Here is a 23,106-nt window from a genome sequence, read left to right as displayed (position 1 = left end):
ATGCAGATAAAGCTGACTGGGAAACGCAAGTACGTTATACCCGTAAGGCTAGCGGTTATATCATATCCGGATTTGTTGGCGTGTTGGGGATGCTATTGCAAAAAGTTATTTCCAGCGGTATCGATGCCTTTACTTCCAACAGTTCGAGAGATTATATTGAAGTGTGTATTGCCACTGCCACCCGAAGCCTCCAGCTTTTATGCTTTTCGTTTATTGCAAGATTGTGGGATTATAAAAAGGACAATAATTTTGAATGTAGCCGTGACCAGGCTACTATCCTCGATAATTTTTTCAGCTCAGAAATTGAATTAAATATTAAGGACTATGTGGAACTACTACAAACATTGGTTAGCATTTTCGATGCACAGAAAATTGATTATCCATTCGGCGAATTCAATAAAGACAGCATCGCTGATGGCAGTAGTTTCTCCAATGCCTGCAAAAATCTGGAAGCTATAAAAAGCAAACTCGATTCCGGCCAGATTGTTTATTCTACTGCTTTTGAAGTGGAAAATGAATTGACCACATTTCTTTCTACGTTAAGCTTCCTGGCCAATTATAAGATGGTATCCGTTAAAGAGATTACTTATAATGACAGCAGGAATGAAGCCGTGCAATACCTGCATTCCTATACGTTCCTCGGTGTGGATACGGATGATAAATTATTTTCATCAAAATATAAATACGATACTTTACCTATAAGCAAAGATGCTGTTTTGATTTATAAAGATCATTACCAGCTAGGCCTCAATTTGTATCCTTTCATAATTGATGTGAATGCACTAACCAATGAAATGGAAGTGAAGATTTGTTTTTATACCTATTTTGAAGAGAGAAAGAAAAGATTGACTTACTCCGACATTAACAAAATTGCCAGCGACAAAAATGAGGATGCCAAAGATATAGGCGACCCGTCACAGGTAGTTATTCAATTTAATGACGATATAGAAAAAGATTTGGAATCAAACATTGAACATGATATTACTGGCTTGATGAAAGATCAGGAAAAATTCAAGAGCCTGCAGTTGAATGTTGTGTATAAAATATTTCAAACCGCACACAAAGAAATTTTGGCTTAGAAAACGTTTGTCTTAATTAAAATGATTAGACTCATTATATTATAAAATATTTTAGCCACGGATCATATAAATTTATCCGTGAAAATCCGTGTAATCAGTGGCAATACACAAACCATGTTTTATTTAAATAATATAAACGGCATACCTGGTAGATTTAAAACTTTGTTTCGCTCATGAAGAAATATCCATTTAAATTTTTAGATTCCTATAACCAAAAAGACCAAGACATTTTCTTTGGAAGAGATGAAGAGATAGAGGCCCTGTATGAAATGGTATTTCAAACGCCCATCCTGCTTATATACGGCGCTTCCGGCACCGGAAAAACAAGTTTAATACAATGCGGCCTGGCGGGTAAATTCAAATCTTATGATTGGTTGCCGCTTACCATAAGGAGAGGAAACGATATCAATGCCTCTCTAGAAAAACAATTGACAGATGCGGGAGGAAATGAAGTGGATGACGACGACCTGGTTGCAAAAAATCCATCAAAAAAATTAACCGGCTTATTGCGTTTAATCAAAGGCGTTTATCTCCATAATTTCAGGCCAATTTATTTAATATTCGATCAATTTGAAGAATTGTATGTATTGGGTAATAAAGCGGAACAAAGCCAATTTATAGAAGCCGTAAAGGAAATATTGAAAGCGGAACAACCTGTTAAGATCATCATTTCCATCCGCGAAGAATACCTTGGTTATTTGTACGATTTTGAAAAAGAAGTTCCACAGTTCCTGCGCAAGAAACTGCGTATAGAGCCCATGACGTTAGATAAGGTAACGGATGTAATTAAGGGAATTAATAATTACCGCTTCTCCAATGTAAAAATTAAAGAAGATGAAGTAGACGAAATCACTCAAGAAATATTTGAAAGAATCAGGGGCAAGAAAAATACTTTGACAATTCAATTGCCTTACCTGCAGGTTTTTTTGGACAAAGTATATGTTGAAACCACTCATGACGAAAGCCGCCAGGCAGACGCCTTGATCACGATGGATGTGCTGAAGCGTATTGGTGATATTGGCGACGTGTTGAGAAATTTCCTTGAGGAACAAGTTCAAAAGATCAGCAGCAAGTTAAGCATCAATAACGGCATTGTTACACCGGAAATGATCTGGAAAATTCTTTCACCTTTTTGTACGTTGGAAGGAACCAAGGTGCCCATATCAAAAAAGGAACTGGCCGACAGGTTGCCGGGCGTGGATACCAAATTGATAGATGGTGCTGTGGAAGAATTTGTAAACAGCCGCATAGTGGTTTATTCTGAAAATGAAAACCTGTATGAGCTGGCGCATGATTCACTGGCGTTGCGCATTGCTGAAAAAAGAAGTGATGAACAGATAGCGATTTTAGAAGTACAACGACTGGTTAAAAGCCAGGTTTCTGTAAAAGCGGAAGCAAGGGAGTTTTTTACGGAGAAACAATTATTGTTTATTGAGCCTTATCTCGAAAAATTCAAAGTAAGTGATGAAGAACAGGATTGGATTGATAAAAGCACGGCCAACGTTGAAGCGCAAAAGCGAGCGTTTCAACTGGAAGAAGAAAACAAGAGGCATGAAAAGAGTAAAAGAATAAAAAGAAATATTATAGCATCTGCGGGGGGTGTTTTATTGGTCATTATATTCCTCGTCATTTATTCCATAAATTCAAGGCAAAAGGAAATAGCTGCACTTAATGCACAACAAATAGCGACGACCGCTGAACAACAAACCGCTGTTTTATTACAGCTTGTAGTAAACGGTAAGGAAAGGGAATATGATTCTACAGAATACAACGCAGTTGTTGAAAAACTTCGTCGGGAGAAAACCTACCCCTTAGATAGTTTGATAACGCCGAGGGCAATCAGTGTGGCGATATCTGGTTCTACTAATCGGGATTATCTCATATGGATAGATGTTCCCTCTTTCAGGCGTGATGAAATAAAGCAGGTCGTTTATACATGGCCTTGCTCAGGTTACGCGGACAACATTCATATTGGGAAAGAATCTTCATTGGGATTTGCCTTTGGTTATCGGGGTTATGGATACTGCCCTCATATTTTGATAGATATAGAGTTGGTAAATAACAAGGTGATCAAGATTGATTTTCCACTGGGCGACTATTTAGAGTCGCATCGGGAAAATTAATAGACCTCTTATCTGGTTATCGAGGGAGCAATTGAATAAGCCCTGATTTTTCCAAATGATCTGTAACTGATAAACGGCTACTCACGTCAAGCATCGGTACTTTGCCAATATCGCTTTGATAAAAATTATAGACTAAAATTGTCAACGTTTTTTTAGGCAAAGAAAAATCTTCCAGGTCCGGTGGGAGGGAAGGATAACTATAAGTGAGGAGATCCTGCATGGCGCCTATACTCGCAGGACTTCTTTGAACAGTTGCAGCATCGGGAGCAATGATGAAGCCGAGAATTCTAAAGTTCGATTCCGTGGCAAAGAAGATAGATTTAAAAGTTTCGTATAAAGAAAAAGATCCATTACCTCCGATCGAAACACTCCATCGTTTGCTGCCGCTTACCGGACTTCCGTCTTTATTAATTTTTTCGAGGCTTGTGGTAAAAGCATAACCGGATTCTACATAGTAATAATGTAAATGCCCTGCATAACCTTTTTTGTTGAAGATTTTTTTAAAGTAATTATCAACTTGTTTCATAGTGGTTAGCGTCGGCTGAAAATTGTTAATATAGAGAAGTGTCGAAGGGAAGGGCGCCGGAATCGGAAAATAGTATTTAGTTTTTGGAGCATCGTAAGGACCAGTCGCTCCAAGCCTTTCATCTTTTGCAACCTGGATAAATTTAAATGGAAATTTTTTCTGAAGCAAAGTATAAAGGCTATCGCATACAATTTTATTTAATTCCTTATTAAAGAATTTATCCTTCGGTAATATTCCGTCATCAATCATAAAATGAAAACTGTCTCCGGGGCGAAGGGTTCTCACAAACTGGTGATAGGAATTATACAGGTTATACAGGCTAAGATGATTTGAATCAGCGGGTACTTTTTGGTTTATCACATAACTCAGCTGGAGATATTGTGAAATCAACTCCAGCCCCTTTGCCAGTTTGTAACCAGTCTTCACGAAAAGACTATGTGGTCCATAATCTTCATTCTCTTCAGGTTCCGGCATATTGTTCTTTATTGCCATACTAAGCGGCATATCATAAATTGAGGTGTAATATGAAAGAGAATCAAAATAATATTTATTGGCCTTTTTAGCTTCGTAAAAAATTCTCTTAAAGTCAGGGTAAATGTTTTTATTAAAATATGGGGTAAACCTCCTCTTCAACGCTTCAATATTCCCATCGAGCGTATAGCATGCTTCACGATTAAAGGCAATTAATTCATAGTAAGCATTTTTTACTTTTTCAACTGTATAGTAGGAGCTGATGTTGGAATGATTGAAGTTGTCGATTGCCTTGTCAAGATTGTCTTTCCATTGTAGCAACGCAGCCCGGTCAATCTTTGTTTTGGTCCTAAAGAGTAGTTGGGCTTTGTTGAGATACAGCAGGGAATATGTAAAATTATATAAGGTGCCATTTATCCTGATGAAACTGGTATCCGTGATAGAGTTCAATTCCCGCTCTTCAAAGGGAAGAATTTTTGAAAGGCGTTCAACACTTAATGTGTCAAAGTAGTCCCTTGCCAGCGTTAGATTAATATAGGCCTGCGCCAGCGTCAGCGAATCATTTTTTCTTAGCAGCAGTGTGTCACTCGCCTTAAGTTGACCGGAAGAGAATAATGTAATTAGGATGATAGCAAGAAATTTGATTCTGGTCATCAGATTATTTTTCAGCGTATGATTCTTTTGAATAGTCCGCATCTAACGTTAATGGCTATTCCATTTTTTTGAAAGGATAAACGTTAGGACTTCCTTACGTTTATGTTTCGCCAAAGGTAAACGTAACGATCTTAAATTTGAAAGCAAATTTGAATCAAATATTGTGGGGCCTGTCCGGTGTCACTGTCCCTTCTTTAGAAAAGGACTGTTTTCTATAAACAACTTAAAATTATCCGGATGTTGAATAATGTCATTATGTGCATGTAATGTATGGATGAAAATAACTTTATTGGTTTGAAGCATAAGCGGCGTTACATTCGTTTCTTCCAACGAATCCGCATGAAGATTTAAATTCTTTAGTTGTTGCATCATGACTTTGGTTTCATCATAAGTGCCGCCATTATTGGTATAGAGATTTATAAAACGATGATCGCTATCTGCAGTTAACCACGCTAAAAATTTATCGGTATTTGCATACAGGGCATCAAATAAAATAACTTCGTTTACGGGTGCGTTACCATTTTCTAATATATTGGCTATAACGCGGTAGGCGCCACTATGGCCGGCAAGAATTACATTTCCAATACGATCCCTGGCAGATATAACGTGCATGCTTACCAGTTTTTGAAGCACATCATTTGTAAGTTTTTTGAAGGTATTTTGCTGTTCCAGTTTGCCACCATAACTATCGGGAGCATCCTTAGCAGTTTCAGCTAAAACCAATACAGCGTTAGTTCCTGATTCAGCAAATTGTCTTGACAAACCATATCTCACCAAAGCGCTATCAATGTTATTATTCCATCCGTGAAACCAAAAGAGCATATCCACTTTTTTCTTCGCAAGAAAATTCTTCGGCGTAATAATAATTACAGAACTATCGGAATAATGATCTGCTCTATTATATAAGCTTTCGTTATAAAGATGGCCATTCGATCTTCCTGTATCGGGGAAAGATGTGTGGGAAGAAGTTATTTTGAACTGGTTGATTTGCGCCTGGCTAATGCACGCGATGTAAACAAAAAATAAAGTGAGGGAAATGGAAAGTCTTTTTATCATGTAATTAATGTTATCACTTATAAATATAAGAAATGGGTTGCTTGAAATAATATTTATTAATAGTGAATGTATTAACAAGGCTTTGTGAAACCTATGAACAAGGTCGCGGTCTGAATATTTATAAAAACAATAATTTATGAAAAAGATTTTTACATTATTATTTTGCACAGCAATTATAACATCTGCATTTGCCCAGGATGGTCGTCATCACTGGAATGACAGAGACCGCGGTTATTTTGGCCATGACGGATACTACAGGCATCGTGATGAAGACCGTGATCGCGACAGGGGAAGATTTCACATCAATTTTTTTGTTTATCAAAATAACCGGTATCGTTACGACGAGAGAGATCAACTCGTTGCCCGCATTTCATCCAGCTACGATTATCAAATTCAACAGGTAATTAATGACTGGTCGTTAAGCCCACGCGAAAAAAGATACGAGGTGGGAAATCTGCAAGCTCAAAAGGCGCAGGAAATAAACAACATTTATACTCAATGCGGAGATAACGCTGTTTATCCCGGGCGGTACAGGCATAACAGACAATTCGATGATGATGATGATGATTGAGACCAGGTAATCAATAATTCTTTTATCCATATTTTTTAGAAAAACACCCTGCAGGCCGCCTCGAAGAATTTCTTCCCGGCGGCTCTCTTTTTATCAACGAACCTTGCAAATCGATAGAATTTTTTTAGACACTCATTTTGATTTAACAGGTTATTGTAATTTTATAAGTATGATAAAACGCATGATACCATCATCGGGTGAAGAACTTCCTGTTATCGGAATTGGCACGTGGCAATCATTTGATGTTACTGCTGAACAATATCCGGTTCTTAAAAATGTGCTTAAAGAATTGTACGCCGGTGGTGGCAGGTTAATTGATAGTTCGCCCATGTACAGGAAATCGGAACAGGTAATTGGCGACATAACATCAACAATGGATACTGCCGACGACTTTTTCTATGCAACAAAAGTTTGGACTACAGGTTTGGAAGAAGGCATTGCGCAAATGAAATCTTCAATGGATAAGATGAAAAGAAACACAATGGACCTTATGCAGATTCATAATCTCACTGATTGGAAAACTCAATTACCCCAATTGCGCCGCTGGAAAGACGAAGGTAAAATCCGTTACATCGGAATCACGCATTACACCGATTATAGTCATAGCGAACTGGAACGCATTATGACGGCAGAAAAACCGGACTTCGTTCAGTTTAATTATTCAATTGAATCCCGAAACGCTGAACGTCGATTACTGGATGCCGCAGCCAACCTTGGCGTAGCAACAATAATCAATCGGCCGTTTGGTGAAGGAAGATTGTTTACCAAAGTAAAAGGCAGAGCCTTACCCTCATGGGCACACGAAAATGATATAGATAGCTGGAGCACTTACTTTTTGAAGTATATTATTGCTCATGCCGCTGTTACCTGCGTAATACCCGCCACTGCCAGTCCGCAGCATGCTCATGATAATGTAAGTGCCGTTGAAGGAAAACTTCCGGATATTGAGATTAAAAAGAAAATGGTGGATTACTTACGCGATTTGTAATAGGTAAGTTAATGCATTGCCACTTACATCAGTCCTCTGCATGACTAAACTCATAGAAATCTTAATCCGAATTGCCGATTTTCATATCGATAAAAAAAGACTGCATGATGGATTTGGCTGAACATGCGAAGCAGATGCGCTTAATTGTATATAAGCATATGCTTAATACGAGAGGTTGGAAATACAAGGCTTTTTTACGATACCTACGGTTTTTTAAATACATATCTTTTGCAAAGCGAAGAGGAGAATTCCTGGAGACTTATTATACACTAATGCGTTACCTGGATGATGTCGTTGATGGAGATGCTCCATTACCGAAAGATTATTCAAATAGCGTTGATTATATTATTGATAAAATCAAATTCTCCAAGAAGCCTGTTAATCCTGTTGATGAAGTCGATTACCTGATGCTTCATTGTTTTAATGTTGCAAATAGTTTTGGAGAAGAGTTTAATTCAGAAACAGAAGATATTCTTAATTCACTTCTTTTCGACGCCCGGCGAAAAGACAAATGGATTGTTTTCCCGGAAAAAGAACTCCAATCACATTTTCATCTCATGGATATACGAGGTACTATTAAGGCCACTTTAAAAATTTTTAAAGAAGACCCCGATAAATATCATTTCCTGGAACCCCTGGGTACAGCCAGCCGTTATCAGTATGACCTGGAAGATTTCGAACAAGATATAAAAGCAGGCTATGTAAACATTTCGGCGGAGGATTGCCGGCTATTTGGTATTAGTCCGGATGAATTATATCATAAAGATTCGGAACCTGTAAAAGAATGGTTGCGTTATCATGCTCAAAAAGGATTGGATTTACTGGACGAGCACAGACGTTTGCTGGCGGAGGCAAAATTTTCCTGGCTGGCAAGAGCAACCTTCCCTTTGGTTTATGAATTACCGGCAAAAAAATGTTTTCAAAAAATACTGACGCAAATAAAAATATCAAAGAGAAAAAATAATGTATGTATTCAGCCTGTGATGGAATAAAATACTGAAATATTTTTTGCTGAAAAATAGTCTTGTGATTTATAATTGAGCAGGGAAGACTTATAAATTATTATGCACAAAAATCCGATAGTATAAAAGTAAAATCCTCGGCTAGGTTAAATTCTTATTAAGATGAAGAAAGAAGAACTATCCGGCAAAATTCTTTACGCAATATTATTTCTTGCCTTCATTCCATTGCTGCAATTGTGGTGGGCTCAATCTCTTGAAAATATTGTTCGTTTTCCTGCCATTGAATCCAAGGCTGGCGGAATGATCATTGGTATTTCAGGACTACTCCTGATGGCGTGGGCTATGTTTTCACTCAAAAAATTTGGTAAGGGCTTGCCCATGAATGCCTATCCTCCTGTTCATTTTGTAAAAAAAGGACCCTACCATTTTTTACGTCATCCTGTTTATTGGGGTTACAGTATGGTAATGACTGGTGTGTTTATTTATTTAGGGTCAGCCGGTGGGCTTTGGATTGTAACACCCATAAGTGTATTGGCAATTATTGCATTGGTGCTGGGTTATGAAAAGATTGATTTAAAGGACCGGTTCAAAGATGTGGATATGTCAGTACTGCTGGATATTCCTTCATCTGCCGATTCATTCCCATCTTTAGTAAAAAGAATAGTTTCGCTTTTTTGGGTTATATCATTTTTAATAACTTCAAACTATGTCGTTTGGTTTTTAACTCATGGTTCCACTTCGATATTGCCTGATTCACGAGGCTTAAAATATTTTAACAGGCTCAATAGTCTTCAATTCCTGGCGGCTCCATTCATTTTGTTAGTGCCTCTTATCGTAAAAAGTAATATTCTTCTTCATCGTTGGGTGATTTCGCTTTTATCCGGAATTGCATTATCTTTTTATATTGCATTACTATGGCCTTCAGTTGGTGCACAATATTTTTATGCTGGAAACCTTCCGGCAGGTAGTAATGATCTGTCTGTTTTTTTTAGTGTACCTGTTTTTCTTACACTTCTTTCCACTGCTATCTATAGCCGGCAATTCAAAAAATGGACTTTACCCGTCATGGCTTTTTCAATTATCATTATTTTTCTGCAATTGACCAGTACCCACTCTTTTACACTCAACTTAATTGTGTCTCTTGTTATTTTCCTTGTAACAGCTAATTCTTCAGCTATTTGGTTGTTTATTCGTAAGACTGCAGAAACTATTGCCAACTCATGGAAAGAATGGATATTCGGTCCTGTCAGAATAATTAATCACGGTATTTATGTGGGCCTGGGAAGTTTTGCCGGTATTCTTTTTTGCGGTTTACTGGTAGGCGAAGCCTATGCATGGGGCATTTTAATATTTGCATTTGTAGTAACAGTTTTTGCCGCATTATGGGCGCAGCTCATTGAAGGGTCTGATAAATTGAAAAGACCATTTGGTTATTATGGAGCTTTAGTTGGAATCTTCTTTGCCAGTGCAATACTTTGGTGGATGGGTTACAACGGTTGGGTGGTTATTGGAGTTATTTCGGTTGTTATGCCGTGGGTACAAGCGGCTGGTCGTTTGCGTTGCCTGGTAAATGGTTGTTGCCACGGTAAGCCAACCAGTAATACTAATCTCGGCATCCGTTATTTCCATTTCCGTTCACGGGTTTGCAATATTTCCGGGTTAAAAGGAGAATATCTGCATCCTACGCAGGTATATTCAATTCTCTGGCTGTTTGTTGTGGGTTTTTTATTGCTGGCTTTATGGTTAAATAAATTTTCTTATCCCTTTATTTTTGGAATGTACCTTATTCTAACCAGTACAGGCCGGTTTGTAGAAGAAGCATACAGGGGTGAAGTACAAACTCCTGTTTGGAAAGGACTGCGTTTATATCAATGGGCCGCTATTTTTTCGGTTATAACAGGAATCGTTTTCACTACAATCAATGTTCAACTGGCAGAACTTCGTCCGGGATATGAGTGGGAAATATGGGTGGCCGCATTCCTTGGCGGATTTTTTATCTTCTTTGCAATGGGAGTAGATTTCCCCCGTTCCAATGCCCGGTTTTCAAGACTGGTATAAGGTTGATAAAGGGTTTCAATTTACGCTATTGAAACCCTTTATAATTCCCGTCGATTGTGGATTAATTTATTTTATCTGTTTTCAATAACCCCTTTCAATTTGAAGCCTGGTTCACATGTGCAGCTAAAGACTGCCATTGCTCCATTTGCTGGTACTTCTCTCTTGAAAACCGATCAAATTCGGCAGGTTTTTTAAACTCTTTTAACCTCGATACATTCGCTTTTACTGGATACGTTTTCTGAATATGGTAATATCCGCTTGAAGCAAGGAAATAAGAAATAGTATTATTTTCCACCTTTTCCGGAACCCGGAACCCAAGGTTAATACTTTCATCATTATTCAACTCAGCGTAATTCTTATCTATTTTGGCCACCTGCTCTTTTTGGTCTCCTCTTTGGATATTATAGGCTGAAGAAGGATCCACGGTAAAGGTTTTGAGCGACTCTGCGGGAGAGTAATCTATTGCTGCATAATCCAGGTCCCAGAACCGGTAAACTGTTTCAAGTTTGATACGAAAATCAGTGCTCTTGTTCTCAGGTAATTTAATTTCCATGACCATGTCCCGGTAACCTTCGGTTCCACTTAAAGGAAAATATCCCGCATAATCCCATTTCCCCTCATTCTCTACATAAACTTTTATCGGAAGCCCCTGATTTAATAAAAATGCCTTCATTTTGTCCGGGCTTGTATTTTCCCAATAATCGCGGTAGCGTGAATATTTTTCTCCAAATAATAAAGTATACTCATCATTTATCGTAGCAGCCCAATTACTGTTTTTTGCACGGATCAGTAATCTTGCTTTCCCATTTTCTAATGGCCTTTTGAAAGTCAGGTATGCATTTGAAAATTCTTCTTTAGGGTCGTATGTGTTGAACGCAAACGTATTTCCATCTGCTTTGCTTAAAGTCTCCTTTAAATCCTGGTTGCCGGCCCCTATTACTGCCTCCGGAAGCTCCGGATTGCTTATGGAATAAAATTTACCGTACCGGTCAACCATTATCTGTGAACCTGGCTTATGGTATACGCCAATGAGTTGGGCTGAATTGAGGAACTGGATCTCGTTGTTATGGCCGGATATACGTAAACGGATGTCAGAATTTTCAGGTTGTAAATCTCCAAGCGGAAGATAGTCCATCCGTTCAAGGTTTGCATACACAGCACCGCTGAAAATACCATTCTGAAAATCAAAATTGCCCTTTTGTTCCACATATACCTGTGGGCAGCCGCATTCACCGTTGGTTGTAGGTGGAGGAGTATATCCTATATCACCAACTCCACTAACAGCTGATGCAAGAACCACAACTACCAGTGCAACGCCAGCAGCTATCCCAACAATACTCAGCACGGTGCTGGAGTTTGTCTTTTTCTTATTAAATTCATAAACATCCATCCTGTAAATGTCAGCTAAGGGGATCTTTACCCCTGGATATTCCGTGGTAGCTGATTTATTATTATTAACGTAAAGATGCACTTCTGACAACAGAGCAGCCTCATTTTTATTTTTGAACGGAAGGGTTTCATTAGTCTCCGGATTTAATTGGGTGGTATGCTCTTTCAGCAATGGTCCAATTTTTCCTTCAATTGCATTGTTGTTAATGGAGACATTCGAAAATGCCAAAACAGAGTCCGTATAGTGTATAATAAAATATTTATTGGCCTTCTTCAGTTTTTCAATTGTAGTTGAATCGGCAGAGGTGGTTGTTCCGGTAGAATAAAATTTTCTAAAACATCCTGCCAGAATGAGCATCCCTAAAAAAAGCAAAATGTAAAATTTTCCCTTCCACCTTAATACGAGTAGCAGCGGAAAGAAAAATAAATTAGTGTAGTGGGCCAAGCGGGGAATAATCGGTTTCATATATCAATATTTTTAAAAAGTGATTAAACTTATTTCAGTCAAGAGTTCAGTTGCAAGCACATAGGCCAAAAGGAAGATCATTTTGTACAAAGAAGATTCGGAAAAGGTTTCTTCAATTACCAGGCCTATTGGTTAAGCTGAAGTGTCTTAGCTGAATCTTTGGATTTGGAAGTAAATTCAATCATGGAACAACCAGTTTCTCTTAATGAACGAATGTTTTTTTCCAGGATGGTGGAGGACGCCGGGAATAACTTTTTTTTATTGAAAGGACAAGCATGTACAAAGCCATCGGCATCAATATAAAGAAAATGAAGTCCGCTTGCGGGGCACCCGTTCTGCCTTTTTATCATCGCCGGATAACTGGCAATCGGGTATCCGGAATAAGCAGCATCAAAATTTAAGCGGTAAAAAAAATGTTCCAGGAGTTCTTGGTTCCTCTTATTGAGTGCCACATTCTTTTGCTGGTAATGCCCCACGGCTTCAGGTTCCAGGAATTGAATGAATGATGCTCCTGCATCCCGGCAAACCCTGGCATAAGAGGCCAGGTTACTCATAGCTATGAATTCATTAGTTGCGCAGCAGGAAAACGCGAGTAACAACCCATTGTCAACAACGTGTTGTGCAGACTGCAAGGCTCTTTGGTAAGAACCCTGAATACCCCTGAATTGATCATGTCTTTCCCGTTCATGATGATCAAGACTGATAATGACACCTGTCATTCCATGTTCTTTTAAACGTGCAGCCTTTTCAGCAGATAAATTATAACCATTGGTAAATACCCAGAAGTCAACTCCTTCAGGAACAGAATCGAGTATAAAAAGAATATCTTCCAGCCTGTTCAGGGGTTCTCCTCCGCTTAGATGTACCTGCGAAATACCCAAATGGTGAAAACGCTTTATGATTGCAACAAGGTCATAAGCAGATAAGCTATCTTTCCTGTTCAGATTGTCCCATTCAACGCAATGTTCACATTGAAAACCACATTTATTGGTTATGGCAAAAACAACTGAAAACAATGAAATATCCGGGCTTTGTGAAAATAAATTCAATGAATGATGAATACCACGGTTGAAAGCCTTCGAAGGCCAACCCGGGGTATGTAAATTCATATAATATTTATTAGCCCTTTTGGCAATTTTTGGATGTGTAGTTTTAAACTGGTCTCTTGTATTAATAACTTTCACTGCAAAATGAAAGGCCTTCCAGGGATTTTTGTATCGCAACAGTGCAAGCCATATAACGTTTAAACCTATAAGCAGGCTTGCAATCCGGTATTCCCATCCAGCTACAATTTTATTGTCCTTATTATTGGCAGAAGAAAATTTAATAGCAGCCTTATTTACTTCCGGCTTTTTCATCTTGAAAGTTTTGCAATGAAAATTCATCACACATCATTCAACCTATGCTTTTCAGTGGTCAATATTACCATCCCCACTTATACACTTTAACCGTCCTGCAATTTTGTGATATTTTATTTAAGTTTCGATGACCAAATCATTATGACAAGATGATACAAGTCATATTAATGGATACATTCTCTGTTGAAACGGGAGTGTTAGCGAATGAAATGTGCAGTTGAGAAGACCGCGGGGAAGTTCTTTAAAAATCGGCAATTTGCCAATTCACTCGAATAATTGCCATTGGCAGAAAAGGTGTTTTTAAAGAAATTAATATAACTAAAACAATTGATGCATTTACAAAAAGAAGCTACGGATGTCATGTTGCATCACATTCCCGCAAAGATGGGATGATTGTAGGATATTAATTGAAGCGATCAAGCCCCTCAATTTTTTTATATGGATTTCGGAAGAAATTACCAACCACCTCATTAAACTGGTCTTTGAAATAAACAGGTGTTGAGTTTCCGGCACCGGGCAAAATCCACAAATAAGATTTTGGGATTGATGCAGCGATTAAAAGTGTATGCTTCGGAAGTATTACATCATGATCGCCTCCGATAACTAATGTTGGGCAATGAACGGATGCCAGTTGAGCCGGCATTATGTGGGGAGCATAAGATAATAGACGGGCCACTTTACCTCTATTCTTTACTTCGGGAGTTTGTTTAATTTTCTCAAGAGATTCATTATACTTCAAGGCCCATTCACTGGCTACTGCATCTATTGCGCTTGTATCGGGGGATAATTTGGCTCCGGTTATTGCCAGCTTTTTTACTTTAACCGGATGGCGCATTGCGAGCAACAAACCGTTCACCGCACCATCGCTCCACCCAATGACGTAACATGAGTCAAGATGCAGTACATCCAACAAAGCATTAAAGTCATCAGCCATCATCTCGTAACTTAATGAATCTCCTGTATCAATAGATTTGCCCTGGGCCCGGCTATCGGCCACGATCACTTTGTAACTTTTTGCAAAATAAGGTACCTCGTACATAAAATTGCTGATGGAGCCGCCATTGCCGTGAATCATCAGTAAAGGCGCCCCCGAGCCATAGGTTTCATAGTACATATTGAAGCCCCTTATTTTTATATAGCGACCAACTTTTGCATTGTCGCCGATTTTTGAAGTATCTATCGCAGGTGATTGTGCTGAGGCTAATAGTACCGTTATCATCGCTGTCATCAAAAGAAAAGGCCCTTTTACATTTTTCATGCTGCAAATGTAAAGAGAGGGAAACGCTAATGAATAGGGGAATTGTTAATTTAATCGTTCATCACCCCTATTAATTAAGCCACCACCGGTAGTTGTGGTGCGCTCTCTCGTTCCCTTATTTTTGTATCATGGAATTAGGCATCAGCACATTTGTAGAATTAACACCCGACCCTTTAACCGGTAAAACCATCAGCCCTTACCAACGAATTCAAAACCTTATGGAAGAGGTTCAACTGGCAGATCAACTTAGCCTGGATGTGTTTGCCATTGGCGAACATCACCGCCCCGATTTCCTCGTTTCCTCACCGGCAACCTTATTGGCCGCGGCTGCGGTTAGAACAAAAAATATACGTTTATCCAGTGCCGTTAGTGTGCTAAGTTCAGATGATCCTGTGAGAGTTTTCCAGCAATTTGCAATGGTGGACCTGCTCTCAGGTGGCAGGGCAGAAATCATGGCCGGGCGTGGATCTTTTATTGAGTCCTTCCCGCTTTTCGGTTACGACCTCGACGATTACGATAGTCTCTTTGATGAAAAGCTAAAGCTGTTACTTGCCATAAATGAAAAAGAAAAAGTAACATGGAAAGGCAAACACCGGGCGCCACTATACGATGCCGGCGTTTACCCGCGGCCGTTTCAAAAACAAATCCCGATCTGGGTTGCTATAGGAGGAACGCCTTCGTCTGTATTACGTGCAGCAACTTTGGGGTTGCCGCTAACAATTGCGATCATTGGCGGGATGCCTCGCCAGTTTGTTGAGCTCACCAATTATTATCGGCAGGAATATGTAAAAGCAGGTCATGATATTAACAGGCTTCAACTATGCATCAATTCGCATGCATATATTGCTGACGATAGCCTGCAGGCGGCCAATGAATTTTTTCCTGTTTATGCAGCGGTAATGACTGAGATAGGCCGTGAACGTGGCTGGCCACCTACCACACGTGAGCAATTTGAAATGATGAGAAGCCCTGCGGGCTCATTGTTGGCAGGCAGCCCGCAACAGGTTATTGATAAAATATTGTACGAATATGAGTTGTTTCACAATAAACGCTTTATGGTTCAATTTAGCGTGGGCACCTTGCCGCATATGCAAATGTTGCATGCCATAGAACTATTCGGAAACGTGGTGGCGCCTGCTGTGCGCAAGGCTTTAGGGAATGTTGGAAACAAATAAAAAACCATCCGCATTATACGAATGATCTATTATTTACCTGGTTGAAAAAATTATTTTGTCTTAGGTTGTACTGCATTCATTAAACCACCCACATCAAAATATTCAGCATCGTTAACTATTTTATGATCCTTGTTGAACTCATAGGTTTCATAAATCTGAACATGAGTATGAATGCCCGTTGCTTTGTGCACGCCATCCCATTGTCCATAATAACGAACGCTGCCGTCCATGCTATGGGTAGTAGAGTCAAGACCCGGTAAAAAATTTGCATCAATCAAATGAAGACTATCCCAGTTATCGGTCCAGTATTTGAGTGATTCCATCCAATGTGCCTTAGTGTGCACATTATCACCGTAAACCGGAGAATTCCAAATTACACTGTCGGCAACATTGCTAAAAAAGTCAGTAAGGTTCTTGTTTTCAAAGTCAGTTGTGATGGTTTTTACTACGGCAAGATTTTGCTCGTACAGCGCCTTCGAATCGTCACTTTTTGACGTGGCTGTATCATCTTTCGTTTCACCAGAATTACAGGAAAATACCAGTATCGACGCTAGTAATGGTAATAATAATTTTCTCATTGTCTAAAGTTTTCGTTTAATAAAATTATGAAGCTAATCAAGGTAGTTATTATAAGCCGGTAAGGCAAATTTACTGACAGGCGTGGCCGATGAAGTTGCATAGAAATTCTTCAGAATTATTTATGCAAAATAAGGTTACAGTTTTTTTATTCCGTAAATGAACATCTCTTTCCTGGCGGAAAAGCCCAATGCATTGTATAATTTTATGGCGTTAAAATTTTCCTGCTTTACATGTAGAAAAGGAATGGCGGATTGGGCCAATATATTTTCAACCTGTCGTAAAATAAGAGTTGTCGCATACCCATGACCGGTATGTTCCGGATGCGTACAAACAGCGCTTACTTCTATGTACTCAAATGGATGCATTCTTTGCCCCGTCATTGCTACCAATTTACCATTCTTAAAAACACCTTCATAGTTGCCCAATTCAATGGTCCTGGTAAGGAAAGGACCGGGATTGGTCAATTTTGTTAAGGCAAGCATTGCGGGAACATCAAGGATTGTCAGGGGCAAAATATCATGACTGACGAATTTCTTTTTGATTTCTTTATCGTGAACCATTTGTAAACCATGCGTGCAATGGCTCACCTTCCATGGTTGTGGTATGTTGATCTCTTTGCTGCTAAAAAATGCAAAGGAGTCGCCGGTTTGAGCAATATCATAAAGCATTTCCAGTTCCTCTTTTGTTACCGAATTGACAGCTGCAAAAGGCGCCACATCTTTCTGGAAATATCTTGCATTCTCATTCCCGATGGCGAAAGTCTTATTGCCGGAAATTAAAGCGTTCCATACCGGGTTGTCAAGAACATGTTGCATCTTTTAATTTTACTCCATTTTTATTTCAGTTCTTCAAATACACCTGTTTGTTTATTCTTCCAAACGTTGTTCCAGTTGAAATAGCGGCCGTTCATTGCCACATAAACACCTTCAGGAAGCGTTTGAGCAAAGGCAAGTGCGCTGCCAAGGTTAAACAACCCGTCTGAGCTACCGAACTTAATAGGTATCATTGCTCCCGTAAGTATGATGGTTTTCCCGGGAACATTTTGAGCTAAAGCTTTTGCGGTAAGGGTCATCGTATCAGTGCCGTGAGTGATTACAATTTGAGTCTCATCGCAATGATTACATTGGTGTATAATCAGCTTTCTGTCTTCATCTGTCATTTCGAGACTGTCCACCATCATCAGGGTGCGAATGGCCACCGGCACCCGGCTTCGCCCCATTGCAAGGAGGTCTCCAAGGTGACTGTCCTTGAAATACAATTGTCCGTTCAGCTCATTGTATTCCTTATCAAATGTACCGCCCGTAATAAAAATGCGGATTGCCATCTTCAAAATTTTTAATGGTGAAGTTAAATGAAATTGGGATTTGTTCATTTCGGAGGGCCGGCATCAATGTTAATATAATACCAACTCATGATGAATAGTAATAACGTCAACGATTAAACGCTAAATTTAAGTTGCAGGCAAGAAGAAAAATTTAATCTTTAGTTGATATGAACAGTCTAAAAAATTCCTTACGATTATTGCGGGTATTTCACTACCATGTTCTTAACCGGTTTTATAGTGCGGAGGTATGCATAAATTGCTTTTAGGTCCGAGTCTTTCATACCTGAATAATCAACAACCGGCATTACTGTATTCATTTTACCCGGGTCGTAATTATACCCTTTCTCCTCCCGGCAAATAGTGAATTTATTCATAAATGCATCAAGATCCCAGCGTCCAATGCCGGTAGTAGAATCCGGTGTTATGTTAGCTGAGTTAACTTTAAATTTACCAACAACAAAAGTATTGCCTCCCCCAAATTCGCGGCTAAAATCAGGTTGTCCTTTTACGTAAGGAGTGTGGCAATCGCTGCAACCAGCCATATTTACCAGGTAACCTCCATATTTCACTGTATCACTTTCCGGCGGGCATACATTTCCGTCAATAGATTTTTGAAGGGCCGGAGCAGGATATGCCATGCTTATAGGAATCATTAGTTGCCGTTCAGGAATTTTGTTAGTTATCGGTTTCAATGTCCGCAAATAAGCGATAATGCTCATGAGATCTCCTTTTGTCATCCGGTTGAAATGGGCGTAGGGCATTAAAGGAAACAATGTATCGCCTTTCTTACTAATGCCCTGGGTGATAGCTCTCACCAATTCATCGTCTGTCCACGTACCGACGCCGGTCGCGGAATCAGGGGTAATATTTTTACTATACATTGTTCCGGGAATTGCGTCCATGATTGAGTGATCAAACTTTTCACCGCCACCACCTTCCGTACCAGGAACATCGGGTCCTGCAAATTTATTAAAGTCCCTCATGCTGTGACAATGGATGCACGCCGCTACATGTAACGCAAGATATTCCCCCCTGGCAACCACCTTTTTCATGGAATCTTCCCGGCTGCTCGCCACCGGTTCTGATGTGTTACTGTTGTTATTGTTATTACAGGCCGTAAATAAAATGGTAACTAACGCTATAAAAAGTATAGCAGATAAAGCAATATTCTTTTGCATGTTGGTTTGGTTTAGATTGTATAAATATTAAGAAAAAATGTGATAAACGCAATTTTATTTTTCAATAACATTTCACATGAATGTCATATAATTTTTCATAAGATGGCAGGAAGCAGGCATGAAAAGCCTGTTGGCAAGCCTCTGCCGACCCTGAAAGCCAATTACAAACCCTTTAAGAAAGATTGATACAGTAATGGTCGTGGAGAATTACCTTAACTGGAAAGGATATTCGAAAACAATTTTATCGATTCTATTTTTGACAACGCCGAATATCGGGTGGAGTCCGGCGGGAAAAAATTTGTATGTTTGGATGAAGAGATTCAATCTTTATTTTGCAATAAATATTCCTGCAGTTATTTTATACACCGATCAATGAAAATAATAATGAGACAAATATCCATTACTCTTACCGGCTTCTTTCTGTTTGTATGCAGCGCATCGTTTGCGCAGGCAAAAAAAGAAAACACTATCGTCAAAGTTGAAGTGAGGCAGGACAGCGGAGTTAATTATAAATCACCTCAAAAATCAATAACTCATGGTACTGTAACGGTAGAGGGTACCCGAATTAATTATGAAGCGGTGGCCGGAACAATAATTCTTAAAAACAATAATGATACTCCTACTGTTAGCATTTTTTATACGGCTTATTTTAAAGACGATGGAAAAGATGCAACTCAAAGACCGCTGACATTTCTATACAATGGCGGCCCGGGCAGTTCTACCATTTGGCTTCACATGGGCGCCTTTGGGCCTCAAAGAGTTTACCTGCAGGACACCACCCGTACAAGGCCTCCTTACAAAACAGTAAATAACGATTACAGTCTTTTGGATGCCAGCGACCTTGTTTTTATTGATGCACCAGGTACTGGTTTCAGTAAACTCATTACAAAAGAAATGGGGGGAGCCGGCAAGCCTGAAGATTTTTATGGCACCGATCCCGATGCGAACGCGTTCGGCTCATTTATCGTTAAGTTTTTAACGGAATATAGCCGCTGGAATTCACCAAAATATTTATTCGGAGAAAGCTATGGCACATTTCGGTCGGCGGCCCTTGCGGACGTACTTGAAAATGGCAAAGGAATTTCCCTCAATGGCATTATTCTTCTTTCGCAAATTTTGAATCTTGCCAACTCTCCCGATAATCCACATGCGGAACCGGGTAATGATTTGCCTTATCAACTGGCATTGCCGTCCTATGCGGCTGTTGCATGGTATCATCATAAAGTGCCCAATCAACCTGCGAAGCTCGAGCCGTTCCTGCAAGACGTAGAGCATTTTGCAATGAACGAATATGCGTTGGCGTTAGGGAAAGGCGCCTTACTGGATGCGGCTTCATTCGACCAGGTGGCTGCAAAGCTTCGCGATTATACGGGGCTGGATCTGAGCTACATTAAAAAAGCCAATCTCAGGATTGAAGACCAGCAATTCGAACAACAGTTACTTTCAAAAGAAGACATGGTTACAGGCAGGCTGGATGCACGTTTCGGTGGCTACGCCATGAACCCACTTGCTGAAAAAAGCCAGTACGACCCGATGGATTCTTATGTGGACGCACCGTTTATCGGGGCATTTAATAACTATTTGCGCAGCGAATTGAAGTATGGATATGATCAAACTTTTTATCCCGGCGGTGCAGGGGTGTACGATCAATGGGATTACCGCCACAAGATCCCGGGATTTACAGATCCACAGGAAAATGTTTACCCAAATGTAATGACGGCGCTTGCCCGTGCTATGATAGTTGATCCCAATTTAAAAGTTATGTTGAATAGTGGTTATTTTGATTTGGGCACTCCTTATTTTCAGGGACGGTATGAAATGCAACACCTGCCGATGCCCGTTGCCTTACAGAAGAACATAGAATATAAATTGTATTACTCTGGCCATATGGTTTATTTACAACCGGAGTCTTTGAAATTATTACATGATAATGTGGCGCAGTTTATAAATACAAGTCACTAGAAATTATCCGGCAAGTTTTATCGCAAAATTTTTTATTTCATCGAGCCTTACAGAATTAATGGAATAATATTTATGCTTGCCTTGCCTTAGAATGGTCACAACGCCTGCCTTTCGCAGAATAGCGAGGTGCTGCGATACTACCGATTGTTCAAGACGAAGTTGTGTGTATAATTGTGTTACGGTAATGCTTTTATTTTGATGAATTAACCTGATTAATTCCCGTCGTAATTCATGATCGAGTGCCCGCAGAATCATTCCTGCCTTCCTGATTTCATAGGTATTAATCATAAGTTCATAATGCTCATTATTTTCTTGCGGTTCATCCAATGTTGACGGCATGAGTTTATTATAAATGTATACTATTAATTGTGTGAATAAGAAATTATTAGTAAATAAATGAGTTATTCATATCTATTTGTTAAGCAGGAGCGGTAATTTCACTATATCTCATGAATGATTGATGTTGTAATTTTCGATAAAAAAATATCACGGGACTTATTTTAACATGAGGTTCCCTTTGATGAAATTACATTAGCTATGAAAAGAACAGATATATGAAAAAAATCAAGTGCCTTTTACTTAGCCCGGTGTTGCTATTTTTTGCAATGCATGTTTTCGCTTTCGCAGACTCTGCAATCTTACCTGGTGGCATACCCGAACGGGCTTACCTGGTTAGTGAACTTACTCATATTGCAGACCCCGTATTGAATGCGCTAAGCATTAATAAATTAAGAGAAGAGATGCCGGTGGAAGCAGCTCCGGGACAAGAAGCAGATAGAAAAAAATACACTTACCTCGAAGCCTTTGGCCGTTTAGCGGCCGGTATGGCTCCATGGCTTGAACTTGGTCCTGATGTTTCAGATGAAGGGAAATTGCGGGGTAAATATATTTTGCTGGTGAGAAAATGCTTACATAATGCCACCGATCCGCAATCGCCCGACTTCATGAATTTTAATAAAGGAAAGCAACCGGTTGTGGATGCTGCTTTTCTTGCACAAGCTTTATTAAGAGCGCCACACCAATTATGGGAGCCATTGGATAGTAATACAAAAAACAATGTTATTAATGCCTTTAAGTCATCTCGTGTTATTGAACCGTACCAAAATAACTGGTTGCTTTTTAGCGCGGAGATCGAGGCATTTCTGTTGAAGACAACCGGGCAATGCGACAGTTTGCGTATAGACGACGCCGTTAGCCACATCATGCAATGGTATAAAGGCGATGGCCTTTATGGTGATGGGGCCGATCTTCACTTTGACTATTACAATAGTTATGTAATACATCCTATGCTGCTTGAAGTGTTGCAGGCTGTGAAAGGAGAAAACAAATATGCCACTCTGTATAATATAGCGCTGAAGCGCTCCCGTCGCTATGCAGAAATACTGGAGAGGCTCATTTCCCCGGAAGCTTATTACCCGCCAGTCGGCCGCTCGTTGGCTTATCGATTTGGCGCATTCCAGCTCTTAGGTGAAATTGCATTAATGCACGACTTACAAGAAATCGATCCACAACAGGTACGTTCAGCGTTATATTCCGTAATTAAAAACCAGGTAGAAGCGCCCGGCACTTTTGATGCAAAAGGCTGGCTGCAGATTGGTTTCCTTGGCCACCAGCCTGGCATTGGAGAAGGCTATATTTCTACCGGCAGCTTGTATCTTTGTTCAGAAGGATTTTTAATTTTAGGACTTCCTGTACAAGACCCCTTGTGGTCAAATCCGGATGAAGAATGGACACAACTCAAGGCAAGTAAAGGCAAAGCTTTTCCTATCGACCACGCAATCACCAATTAGGTAATGTGGACAAAAATAGTTGGTGATTTTATTGATTTTAGGTTTGAACTTTATGTATCAGTTTGAAGAGGAAGCGGGCTCTGCTGAAGAGCAACCTGCCAGTAATAAAGCTGATGCTAAACGATAAAAAGGAGTTGAT

Annotated in this window: 19 protein-coding genes; 9 read left to right on the top strand and 10 right to left on the bottom strand. The window is 39.6% G+C overall.

What is annotated here, in order from left to right; translation table 11 throughout:
- Together ACO1O5_RS16135 and ACO1O5_RS16130 are read left to right on the top strand one after the other, a co-directional pair.
- Nucleotides 1-1,079 (top strand): hypothetical protein (locus tag ACO1O5_RS16135; protein WP_486272024.1); only part of this gene is annotated, 1,079 nt, incomplete at its 5' end.
- A gap of 173 nt (nt 1,080-1,252) precedes the next feature.
- On the top strand, nt 1,253-3,202 hold the full coding sequence (locus ACO1O5_RS16130) for an nSTAND1 domain-containing NTPase (protein WP_486272022.1): 1,950 nt from the start codon (nt 1,253-1,255) through the stop codon (nt 3,200-3,202).
- A 16-nt stretch (nt 3,203-3,218) separates the two neighbouring features.
- Here the strand turns inward: ACO1O5_RS16130 and ACO1O5_RS16125 are convergent, their stop codons facing one another.
- Both ACO1O5_RS16125 and ACO1O5_RS16120 read right to left on the bottom strand, forming a co-directional pair.
- Nucleotides 3,219-4,853, bottom strand: coding sequence for a hypothetical protein (locus ACO1O5_RS16125; RefSeq protein WP_486272020.1), 1,635 nt, complete (start codon nt 4,851-4,853; stop codon nt 3,219-3,221).
- Nucleotides 4,854-5,033: 180 nt separating this feature from the next.
- Nucleotides 5,034-5,909 (bottom strand): hypothetical protein, encoded by an 876-nt coding sequence (locus tag ACO1O5_RS16120; RefSeq protein ID WP_486272018.1) that lies wholly within the window; start codon nt 5,907-5,909, stop codon nt 5,034-5,036.
- A gap of 136 nt (nt 5,910-6,045) precedes the next feature.
- On the opposite strand from ACO1O5_RS16120, the gene ACO1O5_RS16115 reads away from it, so the two are divergent.
- The 4 genes from ACO1O5_RS16115 (at nt 6,046) to ACO1O5_RS16100 (ending at nt 10,488) form a co-directional block, all read left to right on the top strand.
- A complete protein-coding gene (locus tag ACO1O5_RS16115) occupies nt 6,046-6,480 on the top strand; it encodes a hypothetical protein (RefSeq protein WP_486272016.1) in 435 nt (144 codons plus the stop codon).
- A 169-nt stretch (nt 6,481-6,649) separates the two neighbouring features.
- On the top strand, nt 6,650-7,468 hold the full coding sequence (locus tag ACO1O5_RS16110; RefSeq protein ID WP_486272014.1) for an aldo/keto reductase: 819 nt from the start codon (nt 6,650-6,652) through the stop codon (nt 7,466-7,468).
- Between the two features lie 104 nt (nt 7,469-7,572).
- Nucleotides 7,573-8,460: a hypothetical protein gene (locus tag ACO1O5_RS16105; RefSeq protein WP_486272012.1), complete on the top strand. Its 888-nt coding sequence runs from the start codon at nt 7,573-7,575 to the stop codon at nt 8,458-8,460.
- 132 nt (nt 8,461-8,592) lie between these two features.
- Complete coding sequence (locus ACO1O5_RS16100) at nt 8,593-10,488, top strand: prolipoprotein diacylglyceryl transferase family protein (RefSeq protein WP_486272010.1); 1,896 nt, start codon at nt 8,593-8,595, stop codon at nt 10,486-10,488.
- 94 nt (nt 10,489-10,582) lie between these two features.
- Here the strand turns inward: ACO1O5_RS16100 and ACO1O5_RS16095 are convergent, their stop codons facing one another.
- The 3 genes from ACO1O5_RS16095 to ACO1O5_RS16085 form a co-directional block, all read right to left on the bottom strand.
- The gene (locus ACO1O5_RS16095) at nt 10,583-12,343 is read right to left on the bottom strand and encodes a hypothetical protein (RefSeq protein WP_486272008.1); all 1,761 of its coding nucleotides are present in this window, start codon (nt 12,341-12,343) and stop codon (nt 10,583-10,585) included.
- Nucleotides 12,344-12,468: 125 nt separating this feature from the next.
- A complete protein-coding gene (locus ACO1O5_RS16090; RefSeq protein ID WP_486272006.1) occupies nt 12,469-13,701 on the bottom strand; it encodes a radical SAM protein in 1,233 nt (410 codons plus the stop codon).
- 403 nt (nt 13,702-14,104) lie between these two features.
- On the bottom strand, nt 14,105-14,959 hold the full coding sequence (locus ACO1O5_RS16085) for an alpha/beta fold hydrolase (RefSeq protein ID WP_486272004.1): 855 nt from the start codon (nt 14,957-14,959) through the stop codon (nt 14,105-14,107).
- A 128-nt stretch (nt 14,960-15,087) separates the two neighbouring features.
- On the opposite strand from ACO1O5_RS16085, the gene ACO1O5_RS16080 reads away from it, so the two are divergent.
- Entirely contained in the window at nt 15,088-16,134 is a 1,047-nt protein-coding gene (locus ACO1O5_RS16080) for an LLM class flavin-dependent oxidoreductase (protein ID WP_486272002.1), read from the top strand.
- A 50-nt stretch (nt 16,135-16,184) separates the two neighbouring features.
- On the opposite strand, the gene ACO1O5_RS16075 is transcribed toward ACO1O5_RS16080, so the two are convergent.
- From ACO1O5_RS16075 to ACO1O5_RS16060, 4 genes are all read right to left on the bottom strand, one after another.
- A complete protein-coding gene (locus tag ACO1O5_RS16075) occupies nt 16,185-16,712 on the bottom strand; it encodes a nuclear transport factor 2-like protein (protein WP_486272000.1) in 528 nt (175 codons plus the stop codon).
- 135 nt (nt 16,713-16,847) lie between these two features.
- A complete protein-coding gene (locus ACO1O5_RS16070) occupies nt 16,848-17,528 on the bottom strand; it encodes a GNAT family N-acetyltransferase (protein ID WP_486271998.1) in 681 nt (226 codons plus the stop codon).
- Between the two features lie 20 nt (nt 17,529-17,548).
- The gene (locus ACO1O5_RS16065) at nt 17,549-18,037 is read right to left on the bottom strand and encodes an asparaginase domain-containing protein (protein WP_486271996.1); all 489 of its coding nucleotides are present in this window, start codon (nt 18,035-18,037) and stop codon (nt 17,549-17,551) included.
- Nucleotides 18,038-18,231: 194 nt separating this feature from the next.
- Nucleotides 18,232-19,215, bottom strand: coding sequence for a c-type cytochrome (locus ACO1O5_RS16060; RefSeq protein ID WP_486271994.1), 984 nt, complete (start codon nt 19,213-19,215; stop codon nt 18,232-18,234).
- 384 nt (nt 19,216-19,599) lie between these two features.
- Here ACO1O5_RS16060 and ACO1O5_RS16055 point away from each other — a divergent pair, with 384 nt between their 5' ends.
- Nucleotides 19,600-21,177 carry a S10 family peptidase gene (locus ACO1O5_RS16055; RefSeq protein ID WP_486271992.1) on the top strand — a complete coding sequence of 526 codons (1,578 nt, stop codon included), beginning with the start codon at nt 19,600-19,602 and terminating at the stop codon, nt 21,175-21,177.
- 3 nt (nt 21,178-21,180) lie between these two features.
- Here the strand turns inward: ACO1O5_RS16055 and ACO1O5_RS16050 are convergent, their stop codons facing one another.
- Entirely contained in the window at nt 21,181-21,516 is a 336-nt protein-coding gene (locus tag ACO1O5_RS16050) for an ArsR/SmtB family transcription factor (protein WP_486271990.1), read from the bottom strand.
- A 215-nt stretch (nt 21,517-21,731) separates the two neighbouring features.
- Here ACO1O5_RS16050 and ACO1O5_RS16045 point away from each other — a divergent pair, with 215 nt between their 5' ends.
- Nucleotides 21,732-22,967, top strand: a complete 1,236-nt coding sequence (locus tag ACO1O5_RS16045; RefSeq protein WP_486271988.1) for a DUF2264 domain-containing protein — start codon at nt 21,732-21,734, stop codon at nt 22,965-22,967.
- The last annotated feature ends 139 nt before the right edge of the window (nt 22,968-23,106 follow it).

Source organism: Ginsengibacter sp., assembly GCF_057362405.1.
Note: the sequence above shows the minus strand (reverse complement) of the source record. Positions and strands in the feature narration are given on the sequence as shown.